The sequence below is a fragment of the Chitinophaga rhizosphaerae genome (assembly GCF_003958645.1).
GTDB lineage: Bacteria > Bacteroidota > Bacteroidia > Chitinophagales > Chitinophagaceae > Chitinophaga > Chitinophaga rhizosphaerae.
The window spans coordinates 245,553-270,907 of sequence record NZ_RXLO01000001.1; the positions used below are offsets into that span (position 1 = coordinate 245,553).

Sequence of the window (25,355 nt, forward strand, 5' to 3'; positions counted from 1 at the left end):
ACTTCAGTTTTAGGTGGTAAAAAGGTGTTGTTTAGCAAAATTAACGGAATGAAAGTTCAGAAACAATTTGCTTAATTCTTGGTTGGTTCGGAATGATCCGCTACATTTGTGAAGGATCATTCAGATTTAGGGGTTAAGAAAATCTTTTCCACAAATGGACATCTCCGAGATTAAACAATCACTTCCACTCGCCCAGGTGCTTACGCACTACGGGTTAAAACCGGACAAGCACGCCCGGCTGCACTGCCCGTTCCACGCGGACAAGACGCCGAGCCTGCAGGTGTACTACAAAACGCAAACGTGCTTTTGTTTTTCTTCCAACTGCAAAACGCACGGCAAGGCACTGGACGTGATCGACTTTGTGATGCACAGGGAAGGGGTGAGCAAAGGGGAGGCGATCCGGTACTGCCGGGAGTTGATCGGTGGCGCACCTGCGGCGGCACCGCTGACCGCCCAGCCGCGCGAGGCCATCCTGTCCCGGATGTTCACCTACTTCAAAAACGCGGTACATAATAGCAAACCGGCGCAGGATTACATCCGCAGCCGGGGACTGGACGCCACGCAGATCGAAGTAGGGTATAATAGCGGTCAGTTCCACCACGGCCGGCGCAAAGACGATGAATTACTCGCCGCTTGCGAGTCCGCCGGGCTGCTGATGGCCTGGGGCACGAACACGCGGGAAGGCGGCCAGGCGTATAAAGTGTTCGGGCGCGGTTGCGTGGTGTTCGCGCTGCGGGGTAAAGCCGGTGAAATAAAAGGCCTGTACTTCCGATCCATCATCAACGACAGCGACCAGCGGCATTTTTATTTAAAGGATCGCGCCGGCCTTTATCCATGTTGCCCGCCAGTGGACACCCGTCGGCTGATCCTGACCGAATCGGTGATCGACGCGGCGGTGCTGCTGCAGACGGAAAGCATCCGCAGGGATTACAGCGTGCTGGCCTGTTATGGTACCAACGGCTTTACGCCAGAACATCGGGAGGCGGTGGCTTCCCTGGGCAGCCTCACCGAAATCATCTTCGCCTTCGACGGGGATGCAGCGGGTAAAGCCGCTACAGAGAAATACGCTTTGCAACTGCGTGACCAGGTGCCGGGTGTTGCCCTGTCGGTGATCGCGCTTCCCGATGGCGAGGATCTGGCAAGCCTTGCGGCCGGCCATGATCCGGCGGTGCTGGAACACCTGATCGCCGAACGCACTTCCTTTTTTACTTCAACTGAAAACACAACTGCAACTGCAGCAGCAACTGAAATACCCACTGCATACGCTCCCCCGATCCCTTTACCTGTACCGTCGCATCCGGCTGCCGGCGTACTGGACAGCCGCGATGATATGCGACTGCGGTACACGGCAGCCACGGCGGTGTACACAGTGCAGGGCGGTATCCCTAAAACCGGTGACAGCCTGAAGGTGACGCTGGCTATCGCGCACAAAGGCAGCGGTCTGAAGCGGCGGCACAAGGTGGACCTGTACGAGGACAAGCAGGTGGAACGGCTGGCGCGGGAAGTGGGCGTGGCGCTGGAACTGGATGCGGTGGTGATGGCCGACGAGCTGCGCAGCCTTGCCGATGCGCTGGACGCTTACCGCGACGAGCAGGTGAAGGCGGCTGCGCCGCAGGTAGCCAGCTACCCGCTGACGGCAGCGGAACGCAGTGCTGCCTTGTCTTTTTTACAGGCGCCGGATCTGCTGAAACGCCTGAATGACTTGCTGGGAAATACCGGTATTATCGGCGAAGAGAACCCACGCCTGTTCCTGCTGTTGATCGCGCTGAGCCATAAAATGGCGCAGCCCTTACATGCGTTGATACAGGGTTCCAGCGGCAGCGGCAAGACGCGACTGCTGCGGCAGATCAGCGACTGCATGCCGCCGGAATCCGTCACGCGGCTCACGCGCGTAAGCGATAAGGTTTTATATAACTACCCGGAGACCTACTTCGTCAACCGGTTGCTGTGCCTGGAAGATATCGACGGCCTCAGTGAAGAAGCGGAGTTTGCATTGCGGGAACTGCAGAGCAACGGGGAGCTGAACAGTGCGACGAGTATCAAGCTGGATGACGGGCGTATCACGAGCGGCCAGAAAACAGTGCGCGGCCCCATCGGGAGCCTTGCTTGCACAACGCGCGGAGAGATCTATGAGGATAACATGAGCCGGGTGTTCCTCGTGGCAGTGGATGAGAGCGCGGCGCAGACGGGCAAGATACTGGCTTACCAGAACCGGGTAGCGGCGGGCGCTGCCAGCCAGGGGGAGGAGGAGCGGGCGAAGGCGCAGGTGCGCAACCTGGTGCGGGCGCTGGAGCCGCTGGGCGTGGTGAACCCCTTTGCGGGCAAGCTGCGTCTCCCTGAACAGGCGCACAAACTGCGGCGGCTCAATGACCTGTTTTTAAGCTTCGTGAAGATGGTGGCGCTCGTGCACCAGCACCAGCGGGAGCGCGATCGTGAAGGGCGGGTGATCGCCGAGGTGAGCGATCTTGCTGCGGCGGTGGATATCATGTTCGACAGCATCGTGCTGAAGGTGGACGAGCTGGACGGGAGTCTTCGGCAGTTTTACGAGCAGCTAAAATCCTTTGTGGGCGAAACTCACCGCGACCGGGAGTTTACGCGCTTCGATATCCGCGACAGCCTGCGGATGGGCAAATCGCAGCAATGCCTGTACTTGTCGCGGCTGGTAGAGCTGGGTTACCTGCAGCAGTACGGGCATATTAACCGGGGCTTCCGTTACCGGATCGCGCATTGGGATGCTTATGCGCTGTTGCGGGAGCAGTTAAAAACCGACCTGCAGTCGCAACTGGCGGCACTTGCATGTGGCCAGCGTCCGGAAGTGGCCGGACGCCAGACCGGACGCCAGGATGTGTCACTGGAGCGGGAAACGGCTTGAAAAAGGCTGGCGTCCGGTGTCCGGTGAAAAATGTTCAAGGCCTGTTTTAAAAAGGGCATAGATATAGAAAAGCGCCGTAGCTATAGGTAAAAAATACCATAGCGCTATCAAATAAGTTTGTTACCCGGAGGTGAAAAACCTCTTTTCTCTTCAACTGATTTTAAACTGAAAATTTATGGAACAGCAAACGACCGGAGCCCTTGCGGGCTTTAGGGATTACCTGTGCGCGGTAGGCTACAGCGCAGGCGGTGTGCGGATGCTGGCGCATTGCATGCGGCACTTTTTTGACTACCGTTCTTTACAGCCGGGCGAAGTGAAGCCGGCCGACATCGTATCGTTTTACGATCACCTGCAGGTGCGGCCGCTGCTGCGTGGGGATGGGGTGCTGAGCGGCAAGATGGTAGATCATTACTTGTACAGCCTTCGGGTGTTTTTTGACTGGCTGCAGGCGATGGGTGCCAGCGATCAGCATCCCATGAGCGGGTTGCAATTACCCCGGCTGGGAGCTGGCAAGCGGCTGCCGTTGTCTGTCGCGGAGATCACTGCGCTGTTCGCTGCTGCCTACCATGAACGGGAAGATGCGGCGCTGCACCTGCTCTACAGTTGTGGCCTGCGGCGCAGTGAGGCGGTGGCGCTGGAAGCGGCGGACGTATGGCCGGAGCGTGGTGTGCTGTACGTGCGACGCGGCAAAGGATCCCGTCGGCGGGTGGTGCCACTGGCCAGTCGTGCATCTGCAAGCCTGTCGGCTTGCCTGTGCTGGTTATCGGTGCGGTTGCCGGGCGGATCGCAGCAGTTGCTGGTAGGCAGTCGCGGCCAGGCAATGACCGGGGATCGTCTTTGCCGGTTGGTGCGGGAGTTGGGTGAACGTGCGGGATTGGAAGCGCCGGTGACGCCACACCGGCTGCGCCACTCCATTGCTACGCACCTGCTGGCGCGGGGCATGGCACTGGAACAGGTGCGTGACTTTTTAGGGCACCGCCATGCGGATACAACGCAGATTTATGCTCACTACCAAAACGGGGGCTTATGACACTGGTGGCTTACCTGCAATCCCGTTACGCAGCATCGACAGCCGAGGCCTACGGGCGGGAGATCGCCGCTTACCTGTCGGGCTATCCCGGTGCCGCCACGGCGGGTTATGGGGATGTGGTGCAGTGGCTGGGCGTGTTGCGAAGCCGTTACAGCAACGCCTCAACGCTGAACGGGATGCTATGTGCTGTAAAGGCTTATTACGGCTGGCTGGTGGCCAGCGGTGCGCGCACGGACAACCCGGCAAAAAGGATCCGTTTGCGGGATATGCGCAGTCGGGACATCCAGTTGCAGGACCTGCTATCGCCTGCGGAGCTGGAAGCGTTATTGCCGGCAAACGGCCAAAAGGGGCGCTATACGGCGCTGGATTATCGCGACCGGGTACTCGTAGGTCTTTTGGTGTACCAGGCCTTAAAGCCCGCTGAAATCGCCGCGCTGCGCGTAACGGACATCGACCTGGAGAACGGGATGGTCAGCACTGCCGGCACGGTATCGACCAACGGTCGGGTGCTTGCCCTACAGGCCTCGCAGGTGTTGTTGCTCTACGCCTACCTCCGTGAAATCCGCCCGCGGCTGCTGAAAGGCGCTGCCTGCGACCGGTTGCTGCTGGGGCTGCGGGGGAATCCCATGGCTGGGGAGGATATTGTAAAGCATGTGCTGCGGCATCATCCGGTGAGCGCGCAGCGCATCCGCCAGAGCGTGATCGCTAACAAACTGAAAGCCGGCGAGGGGTTGGCTGCGGTGCAGGCGTTCGCCGGGCATAAGTACCCATCGAGCACGGAGCGTTACCGGCAGACGTGCGAAGGGGAGCTGGCGGCAGCGGTCGCGGCCTATCACCCGATGGGATAGAAAATGAACAGCATGAACGGGGTGTTCATCCTTATGTATTGTTAACTTCAAAGCGTACACTAAAATGGAGATACGATTGAGCAAGCTAAAGAAAACGAGGATCGAGGCGCGCCAGGACGTGCACGAGATCATGCGGCTGTTGCTGAAGCGGGAACAGAAGATCGACCGCAACCGGGAACACCTGTGGGTGCTGGGACTGGCGGCAGATAACACGATCCTTTTGATCGAGCTGGTGAGCATGGGATCTGTTACGCGCACGATCGCCGAGCCGATGGAGATCTACAGCCTGGCCTTGCAAAAGCGCAGCGTCAAGATCATCCTGGTACACAACCACCCGAGCGGCCTGCTGAAGCCATCTGCGGCGGATAAGGAAATGACGGACCGGATGATCCAGTGCGGCCGGCTGCTGAAAGTGCCGGTGCTGGATCATTACATCATCAGCGACAAAGGATATTACAGTTTTGCGGAGGACGGGTTGCTGGCGGAGCTGGAACAGAGCACCAAATACATGCTGGAGTACGAGGTAAAGGCGCTGGGCGTGAAGGAGGGCAAGCAAACCGGTGAAAAGAATAAAGCCCGTGAAATAGCCCGACACATGAAATCATTGGGCTACGGTGTTCCTGAAATAATGAAGCTGACAGGGCTGGAGAAGGCGGCTATCCAGCGGCTGAAAGTATAGCGAGGGTTGTGGAGCTGGCGGGAATCGAACCTGCGTCCGGCATCATGCGTTATCCGTGCGTCCCGGTGTTTTTTGGGAATGAAACCCTTATCCGTATTGGCTTTTGGGACAGGGTTCGGTTCTATCAGGGGACGGAGCCAAAGTTCCGGCAAGCGGAAGCAGCCTCATCATCAGGCGGTAAACAGGCGTGTCAGGTGCTTCCTGCAATGGAGTGGCCAGCCTGTTTACCGCCTGATGATGCGCCAAGACGATCCTGCCGCCGGGCTATGTTCTGCCGTCGCTGTTCGCGGCAGGTCATGCGCTACTGCCAGTCCGGGTTCCACCGCCTTCCGCTTCGATCAGCCGCTCCCGCCACCTTCACCGCCATGCCTTGCAGGCCACGGGGGCGGGAGCGCGGCACGCGCGTAGCCACCGTAGGGCGGCAAGGCGGGCAGGTGGCGGACAAAGTGGGCGGCGTAGGGCTGCGCAGCGATAGCGAAGCGGACCGGGAGCAGCCCGAGCGCAGGCAGAAGGGAAGGGCAGTTCGGGGAACAGTGGCAGGGAGGAACTGGCCCTTGCCTTTTGCCGGAGCGAGACCGCTTTACCTTCGTTGGCATAGGGTGCGAGTTGCGTCAGCAAGGATTGTTGTATCTTCCCTGTTCTGCGTGGTGCCGAGTCCAGTTCTGGGCACCAAATGGCGGGCATCAGCTTCCCAAGCTGAGGGTGGCCGGTTGTACCACGGAAGTACATCAGGTTCTGGTTCTGAGTGTCCTGGTTCGAATCCGCCAGCCTATAGCCAACTGTACAAATGTCGAACCGCCCTTCCCGGGGAAGATCTACCGATCCCCGTTTACGTACAAAATCCCTTACATACCGGGACAGGAAAAGCGGTCTCACTGCGGGTAAAAGCAAGGGCTTGCCCTGTAGTAGTGAGCCCTTGTGCAGCCCTTCCTTTTACCCTTCGTTCGGGCAGCTCCCGGTCTTTGCGCGAAGCGCGCAAATCCCTCCACTGCCCATTTTGTCCGCCACCTGCCGGCGGCGGCACGCTGCCGGTAGCTCCGTGCTCGCTTCGCTCACCCTCCCGCTCCCGGGCGTGCCGCCGCATGGCGGTGGGTGGCGGGATCGAAGCGATTTTTAGCCAGCTTTAGCATTACTATCGACGTTGGGATGCCTCCACATCGGCAGCAGTCCGCTGCCCCTTTTAAAATAAAAAAGCAAAAAAAAGAAGCACAAAGGTAGCCGCCGCAGGATCGGTGGAACAAAGCCGTGCGGTTACATAGCCCGGCGGCCAAAAGACTACGGCATAAAGCGGCGGTAGGGGCATGGACCGGTCGATCCTGCACCGGCTGCAGTTATGGGCTCATCCTTCCCGTCCACGCATTTATTCCGTTTCCTTTTGGCTGTAGAATAAGCGTCGGCTGGCGGTCGCACTTTCTTTTTTTCTCTTTTTTCTTTTAAAAGCTGTCATGGGGCGGCTCGTTTTTTAACAACTTAAAATATTGGTTTATGGAACTGTTATGGTTTATGAATCCTTCACTGGATGCGGATTACGGCACTTTTACCTGCGTGGTATGCGGAGCGGAGTTTTATTACTCGCCACGTTTAGTGTGCCATTGCAACGGGTGCGCGCTCCGGGAGCTGGTGGTAGGTCAGCGTTCGGCGGCTGATGCGGGTCAGCGCCAGGCATATGATCGTGCTTATACGTTGCTGGCGGGGCTGTAGCGGTAGTGCAAATCCCGGCGTATCATGGATAAATCAGGTGGCCGGCGCTCCCGGTGCCAGGCGCCCTGAAACCGGCCACCTGCTTTACCCATGATGATGTGTGTTTTTTTTCTTTCAGTTGGAAACAGACAGATGAAAAAGAAAATCTATATCTTGGTGGGAGTTCTTTGAGAGTAGCAATGCCACAGTGAAAGTAGTTGCTATAGGAAAAAGCTGTGCGTGTCTGTAGGTATGGGTTTAATGGGAAGGAGAATGATAATGAGGTAAAAGGCATAGAAGGATCGCAGCAGGATTATGGGATGAGGATTTACGATCCGAGGGTGGCGAAGTTCCTGAGTGTGGATCCATTGACGAAGGAATACCCATTTTACTCGCCTTATCAGTTTGCAAGTAACAGCCCTATTTTGGCCGTTGATATTGATGGGCTCGAATCTAGCAATATTTCAAATGAGACTGAGAAACCTAAAGATCCACTTTGGTCTAGGATATTTCAGACACTTCTTGGTACCTCAGATGAGGGAGCGAAATTTAGGGATGGTGTATATAAAGCCGGAGAAGACGCTGTAATTGGTGCATATGACTTTGTTCGAAGAGATGCATATAAATTTAGTACCTATAAGGAGGGTGCACTTAATACTTATTCTTTACTTACAGCAGTGTCACCTGAGGTTCAGGCTTCTGCGGATGCGTATACTTCATTATTTGGGGTGAATTTTAATATACAGGGCCGTGGAAATGCTTTTCGCCAGGGGTTGGATGTTTCAAACTGGGATGCGGAAAGATGGGGGTATGCAACAGGATCTCTTAGCATTGGTTTAGCGACTCCACCTGTTACAAAAGCTTTGGGAGGTTTTGCTTTGGGTAAGTTGGGAGCAGGCGGGAGTTTTGCTTTTAATAGGCTGGCGAATTTGGTTACAGATAAGGAAGGTTTTTTATTTGGAGGGATTACCATAAAGTCGCCTTTTTCGATAGGGGTGCAACGGTTTGGGAATATCAATTTAAATCGACCAGATTATTGGGGACTAAGAATTGGGGAGAGTGCTTTTGCTAATAGAACGTTTGCTGCAATTAAAACGGAATGGAATCCATTAAGTGTTTATACATCAGGAGTGATACCTAAAGGGACGCGCATGAAAGTGGGAATTATTGGTCCGCAATCAGGCGGTTTTTATTTAGGGGGATCGTTACAATTTATTGTTGATTCCAAATCGGTATTAAATCAAACAACAAAGTTAATAGATCGTTGAATTTGATTAAGTTAAATCATAAACAAGTTTAGTTCATGAAGCCATATGAGGATCCAATAAATTTTGATGTGAAGCAATACTGTGGTGATGATATTGTTCAATTTGAAAGAATGTCTGAAATTGGACAAGGAAGCCCGGTTATAGGTGATATGTATATAAATGGTCGGCAGGTTCCTGAGTATCAATTTGGTGGCCCCATTCTTTGTGATGAAAATAACATCTATGCTCCGGTTTTTATAAAGCGATTTTTTACACGAGGTTTTAAGCTGGCTATTGTCGATCGTAAAACATTACAGGTTAAATTGATTGGTCGAGCGATAGGGTTGATTTATTTATATAAAATCGAGGGGGATAAAGTATTCTTCTATGAAGATGTGTTGAAGACAAAGTCTAATTTTTATACCTTAGCTTAGGTAGCTAGTGTCAGTTAAAATAAAATATGCGCAGCTCGCTTAAGGCTGCGCATATTTATTTAGCATACGCCTGTTTAGTTTTAGTATCTCTGATGAACGCCGCGACAACCCTAACAAGAGCTTGTTTATCTTCCTGCGGCATATTTTCTATCTCTTTAAAATAGCGGATCAGTTCCGCATCCTGGAGAGCGGCGGACGCTTTATCGGAGTTGTTGCCGTTGAGCAAAAAATCCACGGTGGTATCCAGTGCATCGGCGATGTTTTTTAAGACCTCCGCCGGCGGCTGTACGTCTTTTGTCTCGTAGCACCGTCACTTCACAAAATCATCTGATGAAAAGTCCTCTGCTTTCATTATTACGAATAAAGATTAAAAAAATCGGAACTCTTATGAACTCCGATTTTTGATGTTTACATAGTTTTTGTTATAGTGTCAATTCAACAGGTTTAAGCCATTTCTCTAAAGAAACAACTTAAACCCGTTGAAAATCAAATACAGGCAATCATAAAGAAACTACTCCTCCTGGATCACCAACGCATTCAAATACCCATACGCACCGTTCGTCGTCAGTGAAGGCGCGTGTACGGAAAGATTGATCTTCCCGTTCGCGTCGGGACTGATGCCGGTCCTCACTTCTTCCAGGCTCGTGTTGTTGAGGGCGTTCATCAATATTTCCGCGCCACCGTTGATGCGCCAGGCGCCGTAACGCGGTGCAGTTGCGGTATTGTTGCGGGATGCATAGAATTTCAGTTTATAGGTTTTTGCGGGATTGAGGCCAGTGATGGCCAGGTTATCCATGCCGGTAGCGTATTTCAGGCTGTAGTTGAACCAATAGCCCTTCAGCGCGATGTCAGGGATGACGCCGGTATTGTTGCCGGTTGTGGTGCCATCGATGTCCGACGCGCTGTTGTTGGCGAACGGCGCCCAGAAATCCGGTGTGGGGCTCAGGTTGTCGATCGTCCAGGTGGTGGCCGGATCGGTGACCATGATGCGCGCAGCATGCGGAGAACCATAAACGTTCACCCAACCCGGGATGGGTTGCACGGCCGTTTTACTGAAGTGCACGCGAAGGGTTTTCAGCCCGCCGTTATCAGGGAATACGCTGACGGTGGATACGCCATTATACACCTTCCCGCCGCTGGCCGTACCGCTTACACGGAAAACATACGTACCGTTAGTGAGCCCGGAAATATTTGCCGTTGCGGATGTGGCGTTGCCGATGGTGGCCGTACCCGGACCGGAAACCTGCTCCCAGCTGTATGCGGAAATAGTAGCACCGTTGATGGGAGTTGCGGTCAGTTGCATCGTCGTTAAGGTCGTGGTCGTGTCGCGCAGACGTATTTGCGGGATGGCAGGCAACGGCCCTACCACACCGATATCGATGAGGCTCACGTGCGCGAAAGTACCGGTTCCGCCTACACGCAGCGTAATGTCGACGGAATCGAGACCCGTAACCCCATTGAATTTAACGGCCTGCTGGTAGTTCGGGCTCGCCGAGGTGGCATATTTCGTTTCCACCGACTGCGCAGTTTCCCAGCCTGCGGTGCCGATCCTCGCCTGCAGGGTGCGCTGGGCGGCGCCGTCGTCGAGCCTGGCGCCCCATATCTTGATGTAGTATTTGTTCGTCGGCACGAGCCCCTTGATGCGGAGCACGATGCCGTTCGGGTTGAGCGAGTTATGGATGAACATGTTGTCGTACAGCGCCTGTTGCGGGTAATCGCCCACGGGAACGGTAAAGCCGTTATAGTTGATGGCCTTGGTGGGAGAAGTGCCAAACGAGCCGGTGGGAGAGCCGATGAACTGAACGCTCATATCCGTGATCTCGTTGGTGGTGGTCCGCATTTCCGAGAAAGACGCATTGGTGCCGAAGCCTTCCACGCCGCCCTTGCCGAACCAGTTGTTCCAGTATTTGCCCCAACCATCGGGCGAGGGCGTAGGCCGGCCGTCGATCTGGTTGGAACCGTTCAGGGTGCTCACGCCGTCGCCGCCCAGGTCGGTGAGGAGACGGTATGTGTAGTCATTGACGCCCGGTAGCAGATCGGGTTCGTTGAGCGTGGCGATGGGAGACCATGGCGTGAAGGTCCCGTTCTTCATTTCCGCCCTTACCCGGAAAAATACCTTGGCGTTGGTGTACCGGTTATAAGTGGCTTTTACGACGTTGGCATCTGCCTGTTGCGCGAAGGGCGCCCAGGTAGTTTGGTTGAGGGAAGAATCGATGTAATATTTTTTTACGCCGGTGATGGATTGAAAATACCCCAGCCACCGGTCGAACAGGCGGTCGGCGATGAACTGGTTGCCCGCGCTGTTGAGGTGGATGCCGTCTCCGTTGTCGTAGGCCGGGAGGATAGCGGCGATAGACGATGGGTCTGCCACGTCCGTAAACCCTTCCACAAACCTGTCTGGCCAGGCGTTGCGGATACTGTCTGCCAACAACTTCAGCATTTGCTGTTGGAGCGTGTTGTAATTGGTACGCGGCTGCGTGGTCTCGAAGAAAACGGTGATGCCGTTGCGTTGCGCGATGCTATCTACCTTTCGCAGGTTGATCATGCTTTGCACCACCGGAATACCGGAAGATGGATCGTTGGAGGGAAGCGATACGAACAGGAAATCCGGTTTCAGCTGTACGGCCGTTTCGATATTCTGTCCGCCGACGCCGCCGTCTTCCAGCGGCAGGATGTCTTTGGTGCTGTACCCGCTAACGGCGAGGTTGGTCCAGGTGTGGCCGGCGGTGTTGTTTGTGAGCCAGGCTGAAATTTTATCCCCGAGCCGGTTCGGCGCGGAGAGCCCTGCGCCCGCGAGCGTCGAGGAGCCGAGGCCCACCACTTTCGGACCGAGGAACAGCGTTTTGGCGTTTGTGGCCCAACGGAGCGTGAAGGTATTGTTCCCATTGTCGCTGGCGCCGGTCTGCATGCGGAGCGGCGAAGCGGTAGATGGGCCCCCGCCGTTGTCGTTGCCGCCGTTGACGGAGAGCTCCAGCCCGAAAATAGCTTCGATGAAAATGTGTTCGTTTGCCTGCAGGGCGGGCCGGAACACGATGCTGCCCGTTGGTGCGTCCACGACAACGCCGTTGCTGCCGCCCCGGTACTGGAGGAGGCCGTTGCGCATGACCTTGATGGAAAGGTTGGCAAGACTGGCATCCTGAAAAACGGAATCGCCGGCTGCGGGGTACCCCGGTGTGCCGGTGTGGAATTCGATGCTTTTGCCGAGTTGGCGGAATGCGGTGGTGCCGTTACCGGTATTATATAAATAGCCGTTCACGTTTTTCGACTGGTTGCGAAGCACCAATTCCGCGTTCATGATTTTTACGGAATCGGGTTCCAGTTTCAACGGCGCGCCCTGGGCCAGGAGCAAGGTGAAGGGATAGCACAAAAGAACAAACAAAAATATTGGGAGATGTCTCATGTATTCAATTGTTTATTGGATGAGGGTTACAATCCGGCATACCGCGCAGGCAGCATGGCGTATTGCATGGTAGCGCGGAACGGATGAAAAGTGAAGTCGGAAAAATTCAGGGCTTCGATGTAGATTTTTTCAGCCGCAACAAGCGCCGGTCTGAAAATGATCTTGCCGAGCGAGGTGTCTACGGAAGTGCTGCCGGGGCACGATGTGCAGATCAGCAGGCCGTTCCGCCAGATCTTGATGTAGCGGCCTTTCCAGGTGGTATTGGTATACACGGAGTCGCCGGCCTGGGGGGCGCCGCTGGCGCCGACGGCGAACTCCAGTGCGTTGCCGATGGTTTTAAAACCGGTTTTTCCGTTGCCGTTGTTGAACAGGAAGCCGGGAATGTGGCGCGTAGCGTTGCGGACAACGAGCTCCATGCCTTCGGCTTTCACGGTGTCGGGCCTGACGGCGAAGGATTGCTGGGCTTTAATGGAATGAAGGGCTGCACAACAGGCAGCTGTGAAAATGAATCGTTTCATCATTCAGGTATTGCATTTAGAACATGTCTCATGTAAAAAGTGAAAGGGAAGGGCGGATGCGGTATAAGGTATCCGGCCTCCGGGGTGTGATCGGGCTACTTCATGGTTACAATTTGTGCGACATGGGAGCCGCAGGTAAGGGATAATGTTTCGGGTACTTCAAATCTAATAAAAATTGGATTGATTTTCAACGAATGTTTTCCGGGGATAAAGTTTCTTAGCCAACCTTTAGGATCGATGGCAGGTCCAATGTATTAAATAGAACGAAGGCGCCTTTCCATCATCCCCAAAAAAAAATTCAAAAAACTTCTGATGGATGTACCGGCGGAGTTTTTAATTCGCCCGCCTTCAACCCATCGTTCCACACTGCATTTGATCGCCTTAAACATATATATTAAATTATATATTATGCTTATAATCAATGCGTTCGTGGGTCATGACGTTTTGAAATATAAGAATTAACCATATATTTACACCGCGGTTTACCTATACCGACTACCTATGCAAACTGAACGTCCGACGAAGCCCTTGACGCAGCCTCAATTTTGGCGCCCATTGCCAGCGGATGGCCTTTTGCCCCGGCAGACAGCAAAGAACACTTAACAGACAATCGTATGGATATTATTGCGTACCAGGACTTTCACGCCATTCGCCTGAGCGATTTTTACGATGGTCCTGATTACCAGGAGGTGGAAGATTATGATTTCATGGGGGAAATCTGGGTAGGAGAGTTGTGCGGCTTCAACACCTTCCTGCGGCCGGTTTCCATCCCCGATGAAACCCGCGCCATTTCACTCGATTTTACGAAAGATCACGATGGCATGGCCCTGCGCGTCCTCGAAGCCCTGCAACTCCCGCTGCCGGCCAATTGCTCGCAATTGCAGATGACCTCCATCCTCGGAGAGCCCAAGAAAATCGTAAAACTGGCGAAAGACACCGTCACTATGGACTTCATCATCGGCGATCGCTTCCGTTATTCGTTGTCCTGCACCATCCACCAGCAAAACGGGTTAATGTACCTCGATGTGGTGAACGAAACCGGCGTTCTCCAAAAAACTTCCAAAAAGAAGAAAACCAAAGAAGAAAAGATATAACTTCCCAGCAAATCTTTTTTCGTGCGAAGCTATACCTTATTCCTTGTTTGTTTGCTGTCCCTGCCCGCCTTTGTCGCAGCGCAGGACAGTTTGCTGGCCAAAGCACAGGCCATGCCCGATAAATACCTGCAACAGGTTACCGGTAAATCGGAAAAATACCAACGCCAGGTGGAAAGGCGTACCCGGCAGGCGCTCGACCGTATGATGCGGCAGGAGAAAAAACTCCAGGCCAAACTCATGAAAGTTGACTCCCTCGCCGCTAAAAACCTTTTCACCAATTCGCTGGACTCCTTGCGGAACCTCCAGGGCAAACTTAAAAGCAAAACGCAGGCGGTAACGGGTTTGCTGAACGGCCAAACCGGCGGCTATCTCGACACGCTCACCAACACCCTGGGGTTCCTGAAAGACGCCAAAGGCCTCCTCGGCAAGGCGGGCGACATAAAAGGAAAGCTCGGCAAATCGATGGACCAGGTAAAGTCGCTGCAAGACAAACTGAAGCAGGCCGAACAGGTCCGCAATTACATCCGCGAACGCCGGAACCTCCTAAAATCCCAACTGGGCCAGTACGCCAACATGACCAAAGATCTCCAGAAGATCAACAAGGAAGCTTATTACTACGCCCAGCAACTCAAGGAATACCAGTCCGTTTTCAGCGACCGTAAAAAAGCGGAAGCCAAAGCCATGGAACTGCTCCAAAAACTACCGGCGTATAAGGATTTCATGGCCCGCAATTCGCAGATCGCGCGGTTGTTCAACCTGGCTTCCGCCGGCGACGGCAACGTGGAGCAGCAGCTCGAAGGGTTGCAGACCCGCGCACAGGTGGAACAACTCATCCAGCAGCGCCTGGGCGGGGGAGGCCCCAACGCCTCGCAGGCCATCCGCCAGCAAATGGATGCCGCACGGTCGCAGATGGATGAACTGAAAAAACATTTCCCCGATCTCGATAATGCCGCCGAAATGCCCGATTTCAAGCCCAACGAAATGAAGACCAAAAGCTTCCTTTCCCGGTTGGAATTCGGCGCGAATGTCCAGTTCCAACGCTCCAACCAGTTCTTCCCCTCCACGGGCGACTTTGCCGGGCAGGTCGGCTACCGATTCAGTAAAAACGGGATCGTGGGGATGGGCGCGTCCTATAAACTGGGTATGGGAACAGGTTTCAACAACATCCGGTTTTCGCACCAGGGCATGGGCGTCCGCTCATTCGCGGATTATAAACTGAAAGGGACCTTCTTCGTCAACGGCGGCTTCGAATACAACTACAACGCTGCCTTCGCCAATCCCAACCAACTGGCCAACGCCAAAGCCTGGACACGGAGCGCCCTGCTGGGCATCGCCAAAAAATACAAGATCAACAACAAGCTGAAAGGTAATATGACCCTCCTGTACGATTTCCTGCATAATAGCCAGGTTCCCCGCACTGATCCGGTGAAATTCAGGGTTGGATATAATTTTTAGCCGGTTGACACAAATATCTGGACCGCCAGTTGGAGCTTCCGGCTGGCGGTATTTTCATGCCCGCATGTTTAAATATAAAATAAATACATGTATATAAACTGACGGAAAAATGGAAGAATAAGCCTCGCTGGTTGAGAAATATCGAAAGTTTGATCGAATTACGCTTGAATATTGTAAGTTGAGCAAAGAAAAAGTTATTTTTATAACAACTAGTGAGAAGATGAGTAAGTGTGATCAAAAATCCCTTACCTGGATGGCCTGGGGCGGGGAGACCGGCGGCGACCCAACTTGCATGTATGTGAAAGCAGCCGGCGCTTCCTGCCTCAGGCCACAACATTCAAAGCCGTGCCATGATCAGTGTGACCGCCGCCATACAACAGATTGCCGCCTGCCGGACTACCTGGGGCAAAACTTCCGTCCCGATTACGGAAGCCGCCGGCAAAGTGATCACCGAATTGGCACCAAACGATAATCCATCCACTTCCTTAGCCGCTCCGGGAACATTTCTGACCAGCCGCCATCTTGCCACCATGGCCCAATCGGGGATCATGCGGGTTTCGGTGTACGCGCCGCCTTCGGTCGCTTTTATCGGTGTCGGGGAAAACGAATGCGCCATCAATCGGCTCACGGTCGAAGGTTCTTTGGCGAATTACAGGATACCCCTGCGCGATAGCGCTACCGCTTCCGCCGGATCGCCGGGTATGCAAAAATTATTAGAAGCTTCGCTGGACGCGGATTTGCTGGTGCTTTGCGGCGACATTTCCCCGAAAATCTTCATCGACGCCGGGGTGGAACAGGTGTTCAACAAGGTAAAAGCGCATCCCTGCCAGGCGTTCTGGTTCGGGTATAGCCTCACTAAAACGCGCGTCATGCTCATGCCTTCGAACCCGTTCGCGGTACAGGTATCGGCCAAGCTTTTCCTCGAATCCTACATTCGCGCCTGCTGGAACATGAGGCCCATACGGCCCCTGATGCTCCCATACGCCGAACATCGCTCGCCGGCCGTTGGGCAGGATGAATATGTGCCCGCGGCCATGGTACACCGGAATGGACTGAAGGTGCGCGCCATTTCGTTTTCCGGTAAAACGGATATCCGGGAGGCGGCGCAGGCGGAAGGTTTCCTGTGCCACGAATCCGGGCATGGCAGCCTGGAACCCTCGTCGCTCGTGCCTTTCTATCCCTGGAACGACCTGGCCTGAATCCGCCTTTCCATCGCCAATCCCCTGAAACGCCGCAACCCGTTACGCATCGCGGTTCGCTGATGCATAACGGGTTGCGGAATATCTCCTGTAATTGTTGCTTAACTGAAGAGGCGTACTTTGATACCCAATCCAAAGTTGCCGCCATATGCGTCCAGTCCGGAACGCTGGTTGGTATAGCTCGCCTGTACCTGGATGGAATTCTTGAACTGGAAGCCCACACCGCCGGTCACGGCTTTGTTGGAATGGTACAACCCGAACACGTTCACCATGTTCCGGGCAAAGCTCACACGGGCGCCGGCATCCACCACGCTGTTGGAATTCAGCATGGGGCGGAAGCTGATGAGCGGCTCGATGGAGGAAATCTTGTAGCTGCGGGTACCGAATTTGTAAGAAGCGGTCACGGCGAAAGTCGACTGGCCGCGGGGCTCCTTTTCGTCGATGTTCTTCAGGGTACGCGTCACATTCGGCATGGTGGCCTGCAGGGTAAGGGCGCCATTCGTATAGGCGATGCCGAGATCGAGCCCCATGGCGTTTTTGTAGCCATCATAGCCTTCGAGGGCCTTGGCTTCCGGTGTTCCGGGCTTCACGTGCTCGGCCCGCTTGTTGTCTAGCGAAACGCTGGCGCCGATATGGAGGAATTCGGTATTGTCTTCGTTGAGGGAAGTATGGTACGCGTAAGACATGGCCACACGGGTTTGCTTCAGCGGACCGGCCTGGTCGTTAAACACGGAAAGGCCTACGCCGAGGGTGCGACATACCTGGTAATCCCCGGTCAAGGCAAACGAAACGGGAGCGCCGTCGGTTTCTTTCCAGGCTTTGCGGTAGCCCATGCTCAGGCTGAGACCGGTATCTGCACCCGCGAGGGCCGGGTTGCCGAGGTACCTGTTTTCAAAATATTGCTGGGGGAGCGGATCTTGCTGATCGAAAATGCGCTGCGCCTGCGCGGCCACCGGCAGTACAAGGGTCAGCAGTAAAAGGCAGAATTGGGTAGAGATGTGCTTCATCTGCGTTCGTTTGGGTACAGGAATAATGTTCTCAGTATCATCCGGGATAATTTACCCCGGGTGACAAATATAGTATTAATGCTTAATTGAACAAAAACATGAATATGAAAAAGTGGTAATGAAACCCGCTATGGGGGCTATTTTGGGGCAATTTAACAATCTACGTGAATTAGAAGCTAATGGAGGTTATATATTGAAAATCAATGTTATATCATTTCTTCAAGGTTGTTCGCAATTAAAATTAAAAAATATGTAAAAAAATTTCCGAGTGATCGGAGGGGATCGGTCGTGGAAGTGATAATCGATTGGAGTAAAATGTGAAGCGGGGAAAGGGAAGGGGGAATCAAGCCTTTCAGCCATCAAATCCCGGCAGGGCCGGCCATCATCAACCTGCCCCGTCGGGATAGTATAATCAGAACGGATAACCGATCGCGATGTTGAGGATCAGGTTTTCTTTCCGCCATTTGTCGTCTCCGATATCGATGGCATCCGGCAGCCAGAGGAACCCTTTCTGGTAAACGGGCTTCCGTAACGGGAACGCCACATCGAACCGGATCAGCAGGATAGACGCGTCGATGCGCAGGCCCAGGCCCGAACCCACCGCAATCTCCTTGTAGAACCGGTCCATCGCAAACACCTGCTCCTGGTTTTCCGGCTTGGCCCTGCCCAGCCAGATATTGCCCGCATCCACGAAAGCCGCCAGTTCGATCAGCTGCTGCACCTTATACCGCAACTCGGAGTTGAATTCCAGCTTTACGTCGCCCGCGGCATTGGCCAGCAGCAGGTTCGTGCTTTTGGGATCCGGGGGATTTTTAGCCCCAGGCCCCAGCGTTCTCGCCCTGAAAGCCCGGATACTGTTGCTCCCCCCTGTAAAGAATTGCTTGATGAAAGGCAGCGTGGCCGGTTGTGTTGGGTCAGAGACGTATTTCCCGTAAGCATAACCATACCCCAGGAAAAGCCGGTTCACCCAGCGGAGGTTGTTCGCCAAACGCCAGTAATGCCGCCCGTCTGCGCTCAGCCGGACGTACTGCGCAAAATCCTGCCGGAACACCTGTTTCGTGCCGTCTTCCTGTTTGGTAGCGATCAGTCCCGCCAGGTTGCCGGCCACGTCTATATTAAACTGACCGAAAAAGGAATGATACCTGAACGGGTCCTGGTTATTGAAAGTCAGCGTGTAATTGCTCCCGAGAATGAACTGTTTGGCGATGGATTGCTTGAGCGCGGGGTCCAGTTCCTGCTGCACCTTGAACGTGTCCGACAGGTTGCTGGGCAATGTATACGTGATCGCTATGGGGTAGAGGGTGTGGTCGAGGAATCTGGTCTGTTTCCAGATATATCCGTATTGCGCCGTCATGGCGTTCAGTGTATACATATTGGGCCGTCGCAGCAGCTCGTAGCCCAGGCTCACCCGCGTGCGCGGCACATACGGCGTGCGGGGATTGAAGCGGATGAACGGGGTGTAGAACCTCGGCATCGTGAGCGCCACTTCCGCGTTCAGGCTATATGCGTTGGTGGAATAGTTTTGCGTCTTTCCGCCGACCTGCGTCTCAAAGCCGCCGCCCAGGTTGATTTCCAGGATGTTCGCCTTTTTCTGCAGGTTCCGGTTGCGCGCGGAGATCTTCACCTGGCTGCCCACGAACCCGTTCGATTTGGAAGTGCCGCTCACTTCGAACTGCAACGACCGCTTCGGATAAGGCGTCAGGTAAAAACGCGCGGCGAGGAGGGAGCTGTCGCGCAACGGCCGGAAGTTCCCCCGGACGAACTTGAATGCACCCAGGTTCACGAGGCGCTGCAAAGTAATATTATGCGAGCTGATGCGGTACAGGCTGTCTTCCTGCAAAAACACGGAACGGTCGAAAACGATAGGCTTGAACAATGAATCGGGGTCTACTACTTTATACCCGCCGTAATCCCGCGCCTGCACAGACTTCAGGGTACTGTCGCGCGTGAGGTCGTAGTTCGGGAACACTTCCACCGACCGCATCCAGTATTGCCGCAACGCGGTAGAAGGCGTGCCGGGCTTCACTTTCACGTACAAATCCACCTGTCCCTTCAACGTACTGTCTACCTGCACGATCATATAATCCGGTGTGAAGTAATAAAACCCTTCTTCCTTCAGGTTGTTATGGATCCGCTCGCGCTCGGCCTTGATCCGGTCCAAACTATAGAAATCGTTGGGTTTCAGGAGGGTTTCCTTCGCCATTTGGATAATCAGTTTACTGATCACGCCCGTATCGGTATCGAACCGCACGCGGTGGATGGTATACCGGTGATGGGGCTCCACCGTCAACCGGAGACTGGCCTTTTTCTTCCCCTGGTTGCGAATGGAATCCTCCACCATCACTTGGAAATACCCGTTGTCTTCCAGGTAGCTTTCTACGATGTTGGTGATCCTTTTAGGCCGCACCTGGCTTAGCAGCACGGGCGCCTCGCCCCATTTGTTCCGCAGCAGGTGATTGAGCCCCTTGCCCTTGGGTTCGTTCCCCAGATTATACAGCCACAGCTTGATGGGCATGCCGAGGAACTTCCGGTTGGGGGAAGGGCGTACCCGCTCGTCGATGCCCGACTGGATCGTAGAGAAATCTTTCGGCCGGTCTTTCTTCGGCTGATCCCAGGTAACATCATGCCCGGTATACAGCCGGTCGCCTTCCGGCACCGTTCGGGTGGTGGAGCAGGCCTGCAGCGTAACGAGCCCTATGGCGAGGATGCGGATCTGTCTGATGGTCATTGGTCTCTCAGTTTTTTCGTCTTGGTCTTTTTGGCCTGTTTACCGAGTATTTCGCGGAATTCGTTGTAGTCCATGATCAGCATGAATGTAAGCCCCGTTTCCACTACCTGCCCCTGGATGACAGTCTCCGTTAGGTTGCGCTGGTAAGCGCGGACGCGGTACCTCCCGTCTTCGGTGAGCTTGTATTCGGCAGACATGTCGCCGATGATGGAACTGGCATTCTGCCCTTGCGTCTGCGCGCCGGAAATGCCGATGTTGGAGCCCACGCTCACGGTGAGGCGGTCGTTGAACAGGCGCTTGGATACGTCTACCTTCAGGTTGGTGGCTTCTTCCTTGTTGCCGGCGTCGTTATATGCCTTTTCGCTTTCGAGGTCGAAGTTGATATCTACCCCTTTGATAAGGCTGCCGGCCAGGTTGTTGAGCTGCTGGGAAAGGATCTTGCTCACGGAGCTCCGCGCGATGTCTTCCGCCGGGTTGCCGCCGCTGCTGAGGCTCTCGAACGGATTGTCGGAAATGAACCGGTTGAGGACGAGCAGCCCCATCACCTGTTTGTTCAGTTCCGACTGCACCTGGTTGATCTGCTTGATACGGGTGTAGACGACGCCGTTCAGCACGCCCTGTTCTTTTTCCGGCATATCCAGTTCGAACGCGATATCCGGTTTGAGCAATTCGCCGGTGATCTTGAGGAATACATAAACGGGTACCTTTTGCCGGTAGCGGTTGGTGTTGGATTTATCGTTTTCCATGGCGTCCTGCACGAGATCGCCGGCCACGGGGTTCGTTTCGTACCGTGCGGTGATATTGACGTCTGCGCTCATGGGGTCGCCGGTCCAGATGATGGTGCTGCCCTTCACGATCTGGAATTCGCGCTTGATAAGCTGGTTGAGCGACATGGCATATTTCCCTTCGTTGATCTCGTACCTGCCCGTGAGGCTCATTTTGCTGGAGGGGTCCATCGTGAGGTTGAGCGAAGCGGTGCCTTTTACCTCGAGGTAGTCGCCGTTAGCCTGGTCGATGATGAGTTTCATGGTGGATTCGGGCGTTACTTCCACGTCGGCGCTCACCACGAATCCTTTCAGGCCCGTTACGCGGGCGAGGGTGTCGGGTTTGGGCCGCAGCGTAGGGTCCAGCCACATGGCGGGGTCGATGAACTGGACTACGCCCGCCCGGTCGGCGATGCCCGGTTCTTCTTCGGGGATCATCACCGTAACCATGGATTTTTCGCGGAGCTTCAGTTTCATCTGGACCCTCGGCAGATCGAGCGTACCGCGGATCTGGGCGGTCACGTCCACGAAGGCCGGCCCATAATAGAACTGATCTTTATTTTTCGGGTCCTGCGGCCCCAGCGCCTGGAAGTTTTCGGCGGTAAGGTCGAGGTTGAGGTTGAAGGATTCGTAGTCTTTCGTCCGGATATCTCCTGTTATAACGGCCTCGTTGCCGGAACTGTCGGCAACAACGAAGTTCTTGAACCTGACGCCGGTCTCATCGAGCGTGAGGTCTTCAGACGGCAGGCGCATGATGCTGTTGATCATGGAAATGCGGCCAGACACCTTTTCGAAATGCATGGCGCCCCGGATCTCGGGCTTGTCCATCGTGCCGCGCAACGTCGCATTGCCGCTCAGGTAACCGTTCATCTCCGTGACGTTACCGAACGTCAACGGCTGTATGCTTTTCATGTTGAGCTTGGTGATATCCAGCTTCAGGTCCATGACATCGGCATAGGTACCGCTCACGCGCAGGTCGTTTTCGTTCCCCTGGCCTTTCAGGGTAGCATCGAGCACCACGGCTTTTTCCGCGTTGGTATTGGCCGTCAGCGCCAGCCTGCCGAGGGAGGAGCCCATCACGGCCAGGCTGTCGATCGTTAGTTTCCCGTCGATGAGCGGTGTTTTTTCGATGTCGCTGACGGTAATGCTGCCGTTGCTGATCCCCTCCGCCAGGGCGGTATCGGTTTCCACCAGCGAGGTTACCGTGCTGAGCCTGAAATCCTTCAGCAGCATGGTCAGATCGGGCAGCAGCGCGCCCTGCGCCAGGGGAGCGGAAGTGATCTTCAGTTCCTGCGCGCCCCGCTGCAGGCCGATGTCGGCAAAAGCCACGCCACCGTAAAGGATCAGCACTTTATTGTCGCCGCTCACGTTCCAGGCCTGCCGGTTCAGCAGCAGGTCTTTCTTAAGGGAAATGAGCAGACTGTCTTTCAATCCATACTGCACCAGGCCGCCGAGCCTGTACCTGGGCGTATTCCGCCGGCCCATGACGAGATCCCAGTCCAGGAGCCCGTTGGCGGCAGACACGTCCAGCCGCGTGCGGCCCAGCGGAATCTGCGGATGCCGGAGCCGCCCGAGCAGCACATCGGCGGCCATCTTGCTGGTATCTACGCTGACATTGGCCACAAGGGTGTCTACGCGGAAGGAGTCGTACCGCATGCCGGGTATGGAAATATTGGCGAAAAGCAGGCTGCTGTCGGTATCCATCCGACCGGTCAGCGTCACGGGCTTGCGCAGTTCGATATCGGGGAGCAGTTTGGCGAGGGATTTCGGGACCACGATGCTGCCATTGAAACTCAGCCGCTGGCTTTCCCCTTTTTTCAACGTTTTGGCCGCCGCAGCGGCTTCCAGGTGCCGCGTTACCATGTCTGTGGCGGCCGTGGCAAACGTTTGGTAATTGAAGTCGCCCCGCGCCGTGAGGAAACCGAAAGGCCCCGTGAGGTCGATTTTCTGTAAACCTTCTTCCACACCGGCTTTGAGCAGGATTGAGTCGAGCATGTACAGGTCGTTTTCGTCTGCGATCTGAATTTTGGAGATGGCCGCGTAGCCGTCCAGCTTCCGTGGGCTCAGGTTGGCGACTTCGGCTTCCACGCAGGTCTTGATGGTCATTGGGCTGCTGGTCCAGTGGGTGGCGAGGAGGTCGAGCTTATCGAGGTCCGCCCGCAGCGCGATGTCCGGATGCAGGGTGTCCAGCCGCCCGCGCAGGTCGAAGCGGGCCAGTGCGTTAGTGTCGCGGATGCTGCCCCTGGCGCCGTATGCGCCATGGATGAGGGTAGCGTCCAGCAAAATGTTTTGATAGGTATAACGGTTATAGGTAAACGCCGTAATGTTGACGCCGGCCTTAATATTGGCCTTGTTCGGGTCGGTCCCTTTGCCGTTGACGGTTACTTTGCCGGAGAGGTTCCCCATCGCCGTGTCTCCCAATATCCGTCCCGCCTGGAGGTTTCTCGTGTCTAACGCAAGCTGGTAGCGGATCTTGTCCATATCCATGAAGCCGGCCACCTCCCCGCGAACGTTTGCGTTGCCCATGTCCGTTTTGATGGCGAGGTCGGGTTTCAGCAGCTGTATGCCGCCGCGGATACTCCCGTCCACATCCAGCCGGGCCGGCAACTGCATCCCTGCTGGCAAAGTTCCCGGTGGCAGCCAGGAAAGCATTCCTGCGCGGGTGGAACGGAGCGTGAGGGTAGTGATGTCGGCGCCCATCCTGTCGGGGTTGGTGACCTGGTAGGCATCTCCTTTAATATACAGGAAGTTCCTGTCGTTGTCCTTTACCTCGATGCCGGGAATCTCCAGCTTGGCGAGACTGCCGCCCAGCTTGCCTTTCAGATCGATGCGCTTTTTCCATAGCGGAGCCAGGGAAGGGTTGCTGCGCATGTCGGGCACAAAGTAAAGGGCTTCTTTCAGCGCGAGTTGCGAAGGCTTGACGTCGGCCGTTATCCGCATGAGCTCGGGGTGGCTGGACAGTGCGTCCCACGAAGGCGTAAAGAGCTGGAGGTCGGCGCTCACCTGGCTTTCGCCGGTCTGGAGGATGAAATCCTTCAATTGCGCTTCCTGCGGCGTGTAGCGCACCTGGCCGCGGAGGCGCTTCAGTTCCAGGCCGCTTTGCTCTTTGACGGATGCGTCGCGCACGGTGAGAAGGGTGCTGTCTGCACTATAATAGATATTACCGGCGTCGAGGCGGAGATCTTTGAGGGCGAGGTAATTATAATCCACCGCCTGCTGGAAGCCCAGCCGCCTGGCGGTATGATCGTTCATCGAGAAATCGGTCTGGCGAACGGTAACCTGACCGGCTATGACCCGCCAGGTATTGGCGGAGCTGCTGTCCGGCGGAGCCGTGGTGGTATCCATGGCCTGGCGCATGTCGAGGCTGGCCGTCGTTTTTTCCAGGGTCAGTTCTTCGGCGTTGATGAGTGTTTCGAGGAGGTTGAACCGCATCTTTCGCAGTTCCAGCTTGCCGAGGGTGCCGGCCGTTTCCAGTCCGCTGCTTTCATCCGAATACAGCCAGCGGGTATTTTTGATGAGCAATTGGCGGACCGCCATGGTGAATGCGGTAGACGAGGTGTCTGCCACCGGCGTGCCGGGTACGTCCGCCACAGGCCGGTACAGCTGCCGGATGTCGGCGTTCAGGCCGTCCGCTTCGAAATTCTTCAGGGTAAACAATCCGTTTTCGGGTTGAAGCGTGTCCGGCGAAGCCGCGAGTTTCCCCAGCTGAACGTTGGCGAGCATGCCGCCGAGGCTGTCGAGGAAGCGGACGTGTATCCGCTCCAGTTGCACCGAGCCGATACTGTACCGCAGCGTGGTGCCGGTTTCTTCGATGAGGGTGTCTTGCTTCGGACCGGGCGAACTGAACGCGTCGATGACGAACTGGTAATTGAACGCAGCGTCGTGCTGTGGACGGTACACGTTTACCACGGCATCTTCCCAGCGCAGGGTATGTACGCTGAGGTTGTTGCGCAGGAGGGAGAGGAGGTTGTATTTGACGGACAATTCACCGCTGGAGAGCAATGTATCTTTCCGTTCGTCTTCGACATACACGTCGGTAAGCTTGATGGCGTTCCACCAGGAGAAGCGAAGGCCGCCGATGCGGACGTTCGTTTTTAACTGCTCCTGCAGGTACGATTCGGCTTTTCCACGCATAAAATTCTGAACCGGCGGCAATTGCAACAGCAGGAGCAACACCACGGGCAACAAAATGATCGTCAGCACAATTCCTAAAATCCAGCGAAATATCTTCTTCCGTCGGGGGGTAGTCACGTATTAATTACAGTTTTATATGGTGAAAGGTTAAACAACGCTGCTTCAAATTCCATACCTGCGGCAAAAATAAGGGAATAAACCCTTCTCCAAGGCGGGAAGGATTGTAAATCATATATATATAATTGTAATGAAAGAGAAAAAATGTA

Annotated in this window: 15 protein-coding genes; 10 read left to right on the forward strand and 5 right to left on the reverse strand. The window is 55.0% G+C overall.

Annotated features, from left to right (window positions below; all coding sequences use genetic code 11):
- Positions 1–154 precede the first annotated feature (154 nt).
- From EJ361_RS00970 to EJ361_RS25490, 7 genes are all read left to right on the forward strand, one after another.
- Complete coding sequence (locus EJ361_RS00970) at positions 155–2,872, forward strand: CHC2 zinc finger domain-containing protein (protein ID WP_126243475.1); 2,718 nt, start codon at positions 155–157, stop codon at positions 2,870–2,872.
- Between the two features lie 175 nt (positions 2,873–3,047).
- On the forward strand, positions 3,048–3,902 hold the full coding sequence (locus tag EJ361_RS00975) for a tyrosine-type recombinase/integrase (RefSeq protein ID WP_126243476.1): 855 nt from the start codon (positions 3,048–3,050) through the stop codon (positions 3,900–3,902).
- The gene (locus EJ361_RS00980; protein WP_126243477.1) at positions 3,899–4,750 is read left to right on the forward strand and encodes a tyrosine-type recombinase/integrase; all 852 of its coding nucleotides are present in this window, start codon (positions 3,899–3,901) and stop codon (positions 4,748–4,750) included. Before EJ361_RS00975 ends, EJ361_RS00980 begins: the two co-directional genes overlap by 4 nt.
- A gap of 76 nt (positions 4,751–4,826) precedes the next feature.
- A complete protein-coding gene (locus EJ361_RS00985; RefSeq protein WP_164714024.1) occupies positions 4,827–5,429 on the forward strand; it encodes a JAB domain-containing protein in 603 nt (200 codons plus the stop codon).
- Between the two features lie 1,916 nt (positions 5,430–7,345).
- Positions 7,346–8,377, forward strand: a complete 1,032-nt coding sequence (locus EJ361_RS00990; RefSeq protein ID WP_126243479.1) for an RHS repeat-associated core domain-containing protein — start codon at positions 7,346–7,348, stop codon at positions 8,375–8,377.
- Positions 8,378–8,412: 35 nt separating this feature from the next.
- A complete protein-coding gene (locus tag EJ361_RS00995) occupies positions 8,413–8,790 on the forward strand; it encodes a hypothetical protein (RefSeq protein ID WP_126243480.1) in 378 nt (125 codons plus the stop codon).
- A 121-nt stretch (positions 8,791–8,911) separates the two neighbouring features.
- Entirely contained in the window at positions 8,912–9,058 is a 147-nt protein-coding gene (locus EJ361_RS25490; RefSeq protein WP_164714025.1) for a hypothetical protein, read from the forward strand.
- Between the two features lie 243 nt (positions 9,059–9,301).
- Here the strand turns inward: EJ361_RS25490 and EJ361_RS01000 are convergent, their stop codons facing one another.
- Both EJ361_RS01000 and EJ361_RS01005 read right to left on the reverse strand, forming a co-directional pair.
- Complete coding sequence (locus tag EJ361_RS01000; protein WP_126243481.1) at positions 9,302–12,190, reverse strand: SGNH/GDSL hydrolase family protein; 2,889 nt, start codon at positions 12,188–12,190, stop codon at positions 9,302–9,304.
- Between the two features lie 26 nt (positions 12,191–12,216).
- The gene (locus EJ361_RS01005; RefSeq protein ID WP_126243482.1) at positions 12,217–12,708 is read right to left on the reverse strand and encodes a hypothetical protein; all 492 of its coding nucleotides are present in this window, start codon (positions 12,706–12,708) and stop codon (positions 12,217–12,219) included.
- A gap of 614 nt (positions 12,709–13,322) precedes the next feature.
- Between EJ361_RS01005 and EJ361_RS01010 the strand changes: the two genes are divergently transcribed.
- The 3 genes from EJ361_RS01010 (at position 13,323) to EJ361_RS01020 (ending at position 16,456) form a co-directional block, all read left to right on the forward strand.
- The gene (locus EJ361_RS01010; protein WP_126243483.1) at positions 13,323–13,802 is read left to right on the forward strand and encodes a hypothetical protein; all 480 of its coding nucleotides are present in this window, start codon (positions 13,323–13,325) and stop codon (positions 13,800–13,802) included.
- Positions 13,803–13,823: 21 nt separating this feature from the next.
- Positions 13,824–15,257 (forward strand): hypothetical protein, encoded by a 1,434-nt coding sequence (locus EJ361_RS01015; protein ID WP_240646509.1) that lies wholly within the window; start codon positions 13,824–13,826, stop codon positions 15,255–15,257.
- Positions 15,258–15,607: 350 nt separating this feature from the next.
- Positions 15,608–16,456, forward strand: coding sequence for a molybdopterin-binding domain-containing protein (locus EJ361_RS01020; protein ID WP_126243484.1), 849 nt, complete (start codon positions 15,608–15,610; stop codon positions 16,454–16,456).
- A 101-nt stretch (positions 16,457–16,557) separates the two neighbouring features.
- Here EJ361_RS01020 and EJ361_RS01025 read toward each other — a convergent pair whose 3' ends face one another.
- The 3 genes from EJ361_RS01025 to EJ361_RS01035 all read right to left on the reverse strand — a co-directional run bounded on the left by EJ361_RS01025 (position 16,558) and on the right by EJ361_RS01035 (position 25,158).
- A complete protein-coding gene (locus EJ361_RS01025) occupies positions 16,558–17,463 on the reverse strand; it encodes a PorP/SprF family type IX secretion system membrane protein (RefSeq protein ID WP_126243485.1) in 906 nt (301 codons plus the stop codon).
- Between the two features lie 412 nt (positions 17,464–17,875).
- Positions 17,876–20,191 carry a translocation and assembly module lipoprotein TamL gene (gene tamL / locus EJ361_RS01030; RefSeq protein WP_126243486.1) on the reverse strand — a complete coding sequence of 772 codons (2,316 nt, stop codon included), beginning with the start codon at positions 20,189–20,191 and terminating at the stop codon, positions 17,876–17,878.
- Positions 20,188–25,158: a translocation/assembly module TamB domain-containing protein gene (locus EJ361_RS01035; protein ID WP_126243487.1), complete on the reverse strand. Its 4,971-nt coding sequence runs from the start codon at positions 25,156–25,158 to the stop codon at positions 20,188–20,190. The genes tamL and EJ361_RS01035 overlap by 4 nt, the downstream gene beginning before the upstream one ends.
- Positions 25,159–25,355: the final 197 nt, after the last annotated feature.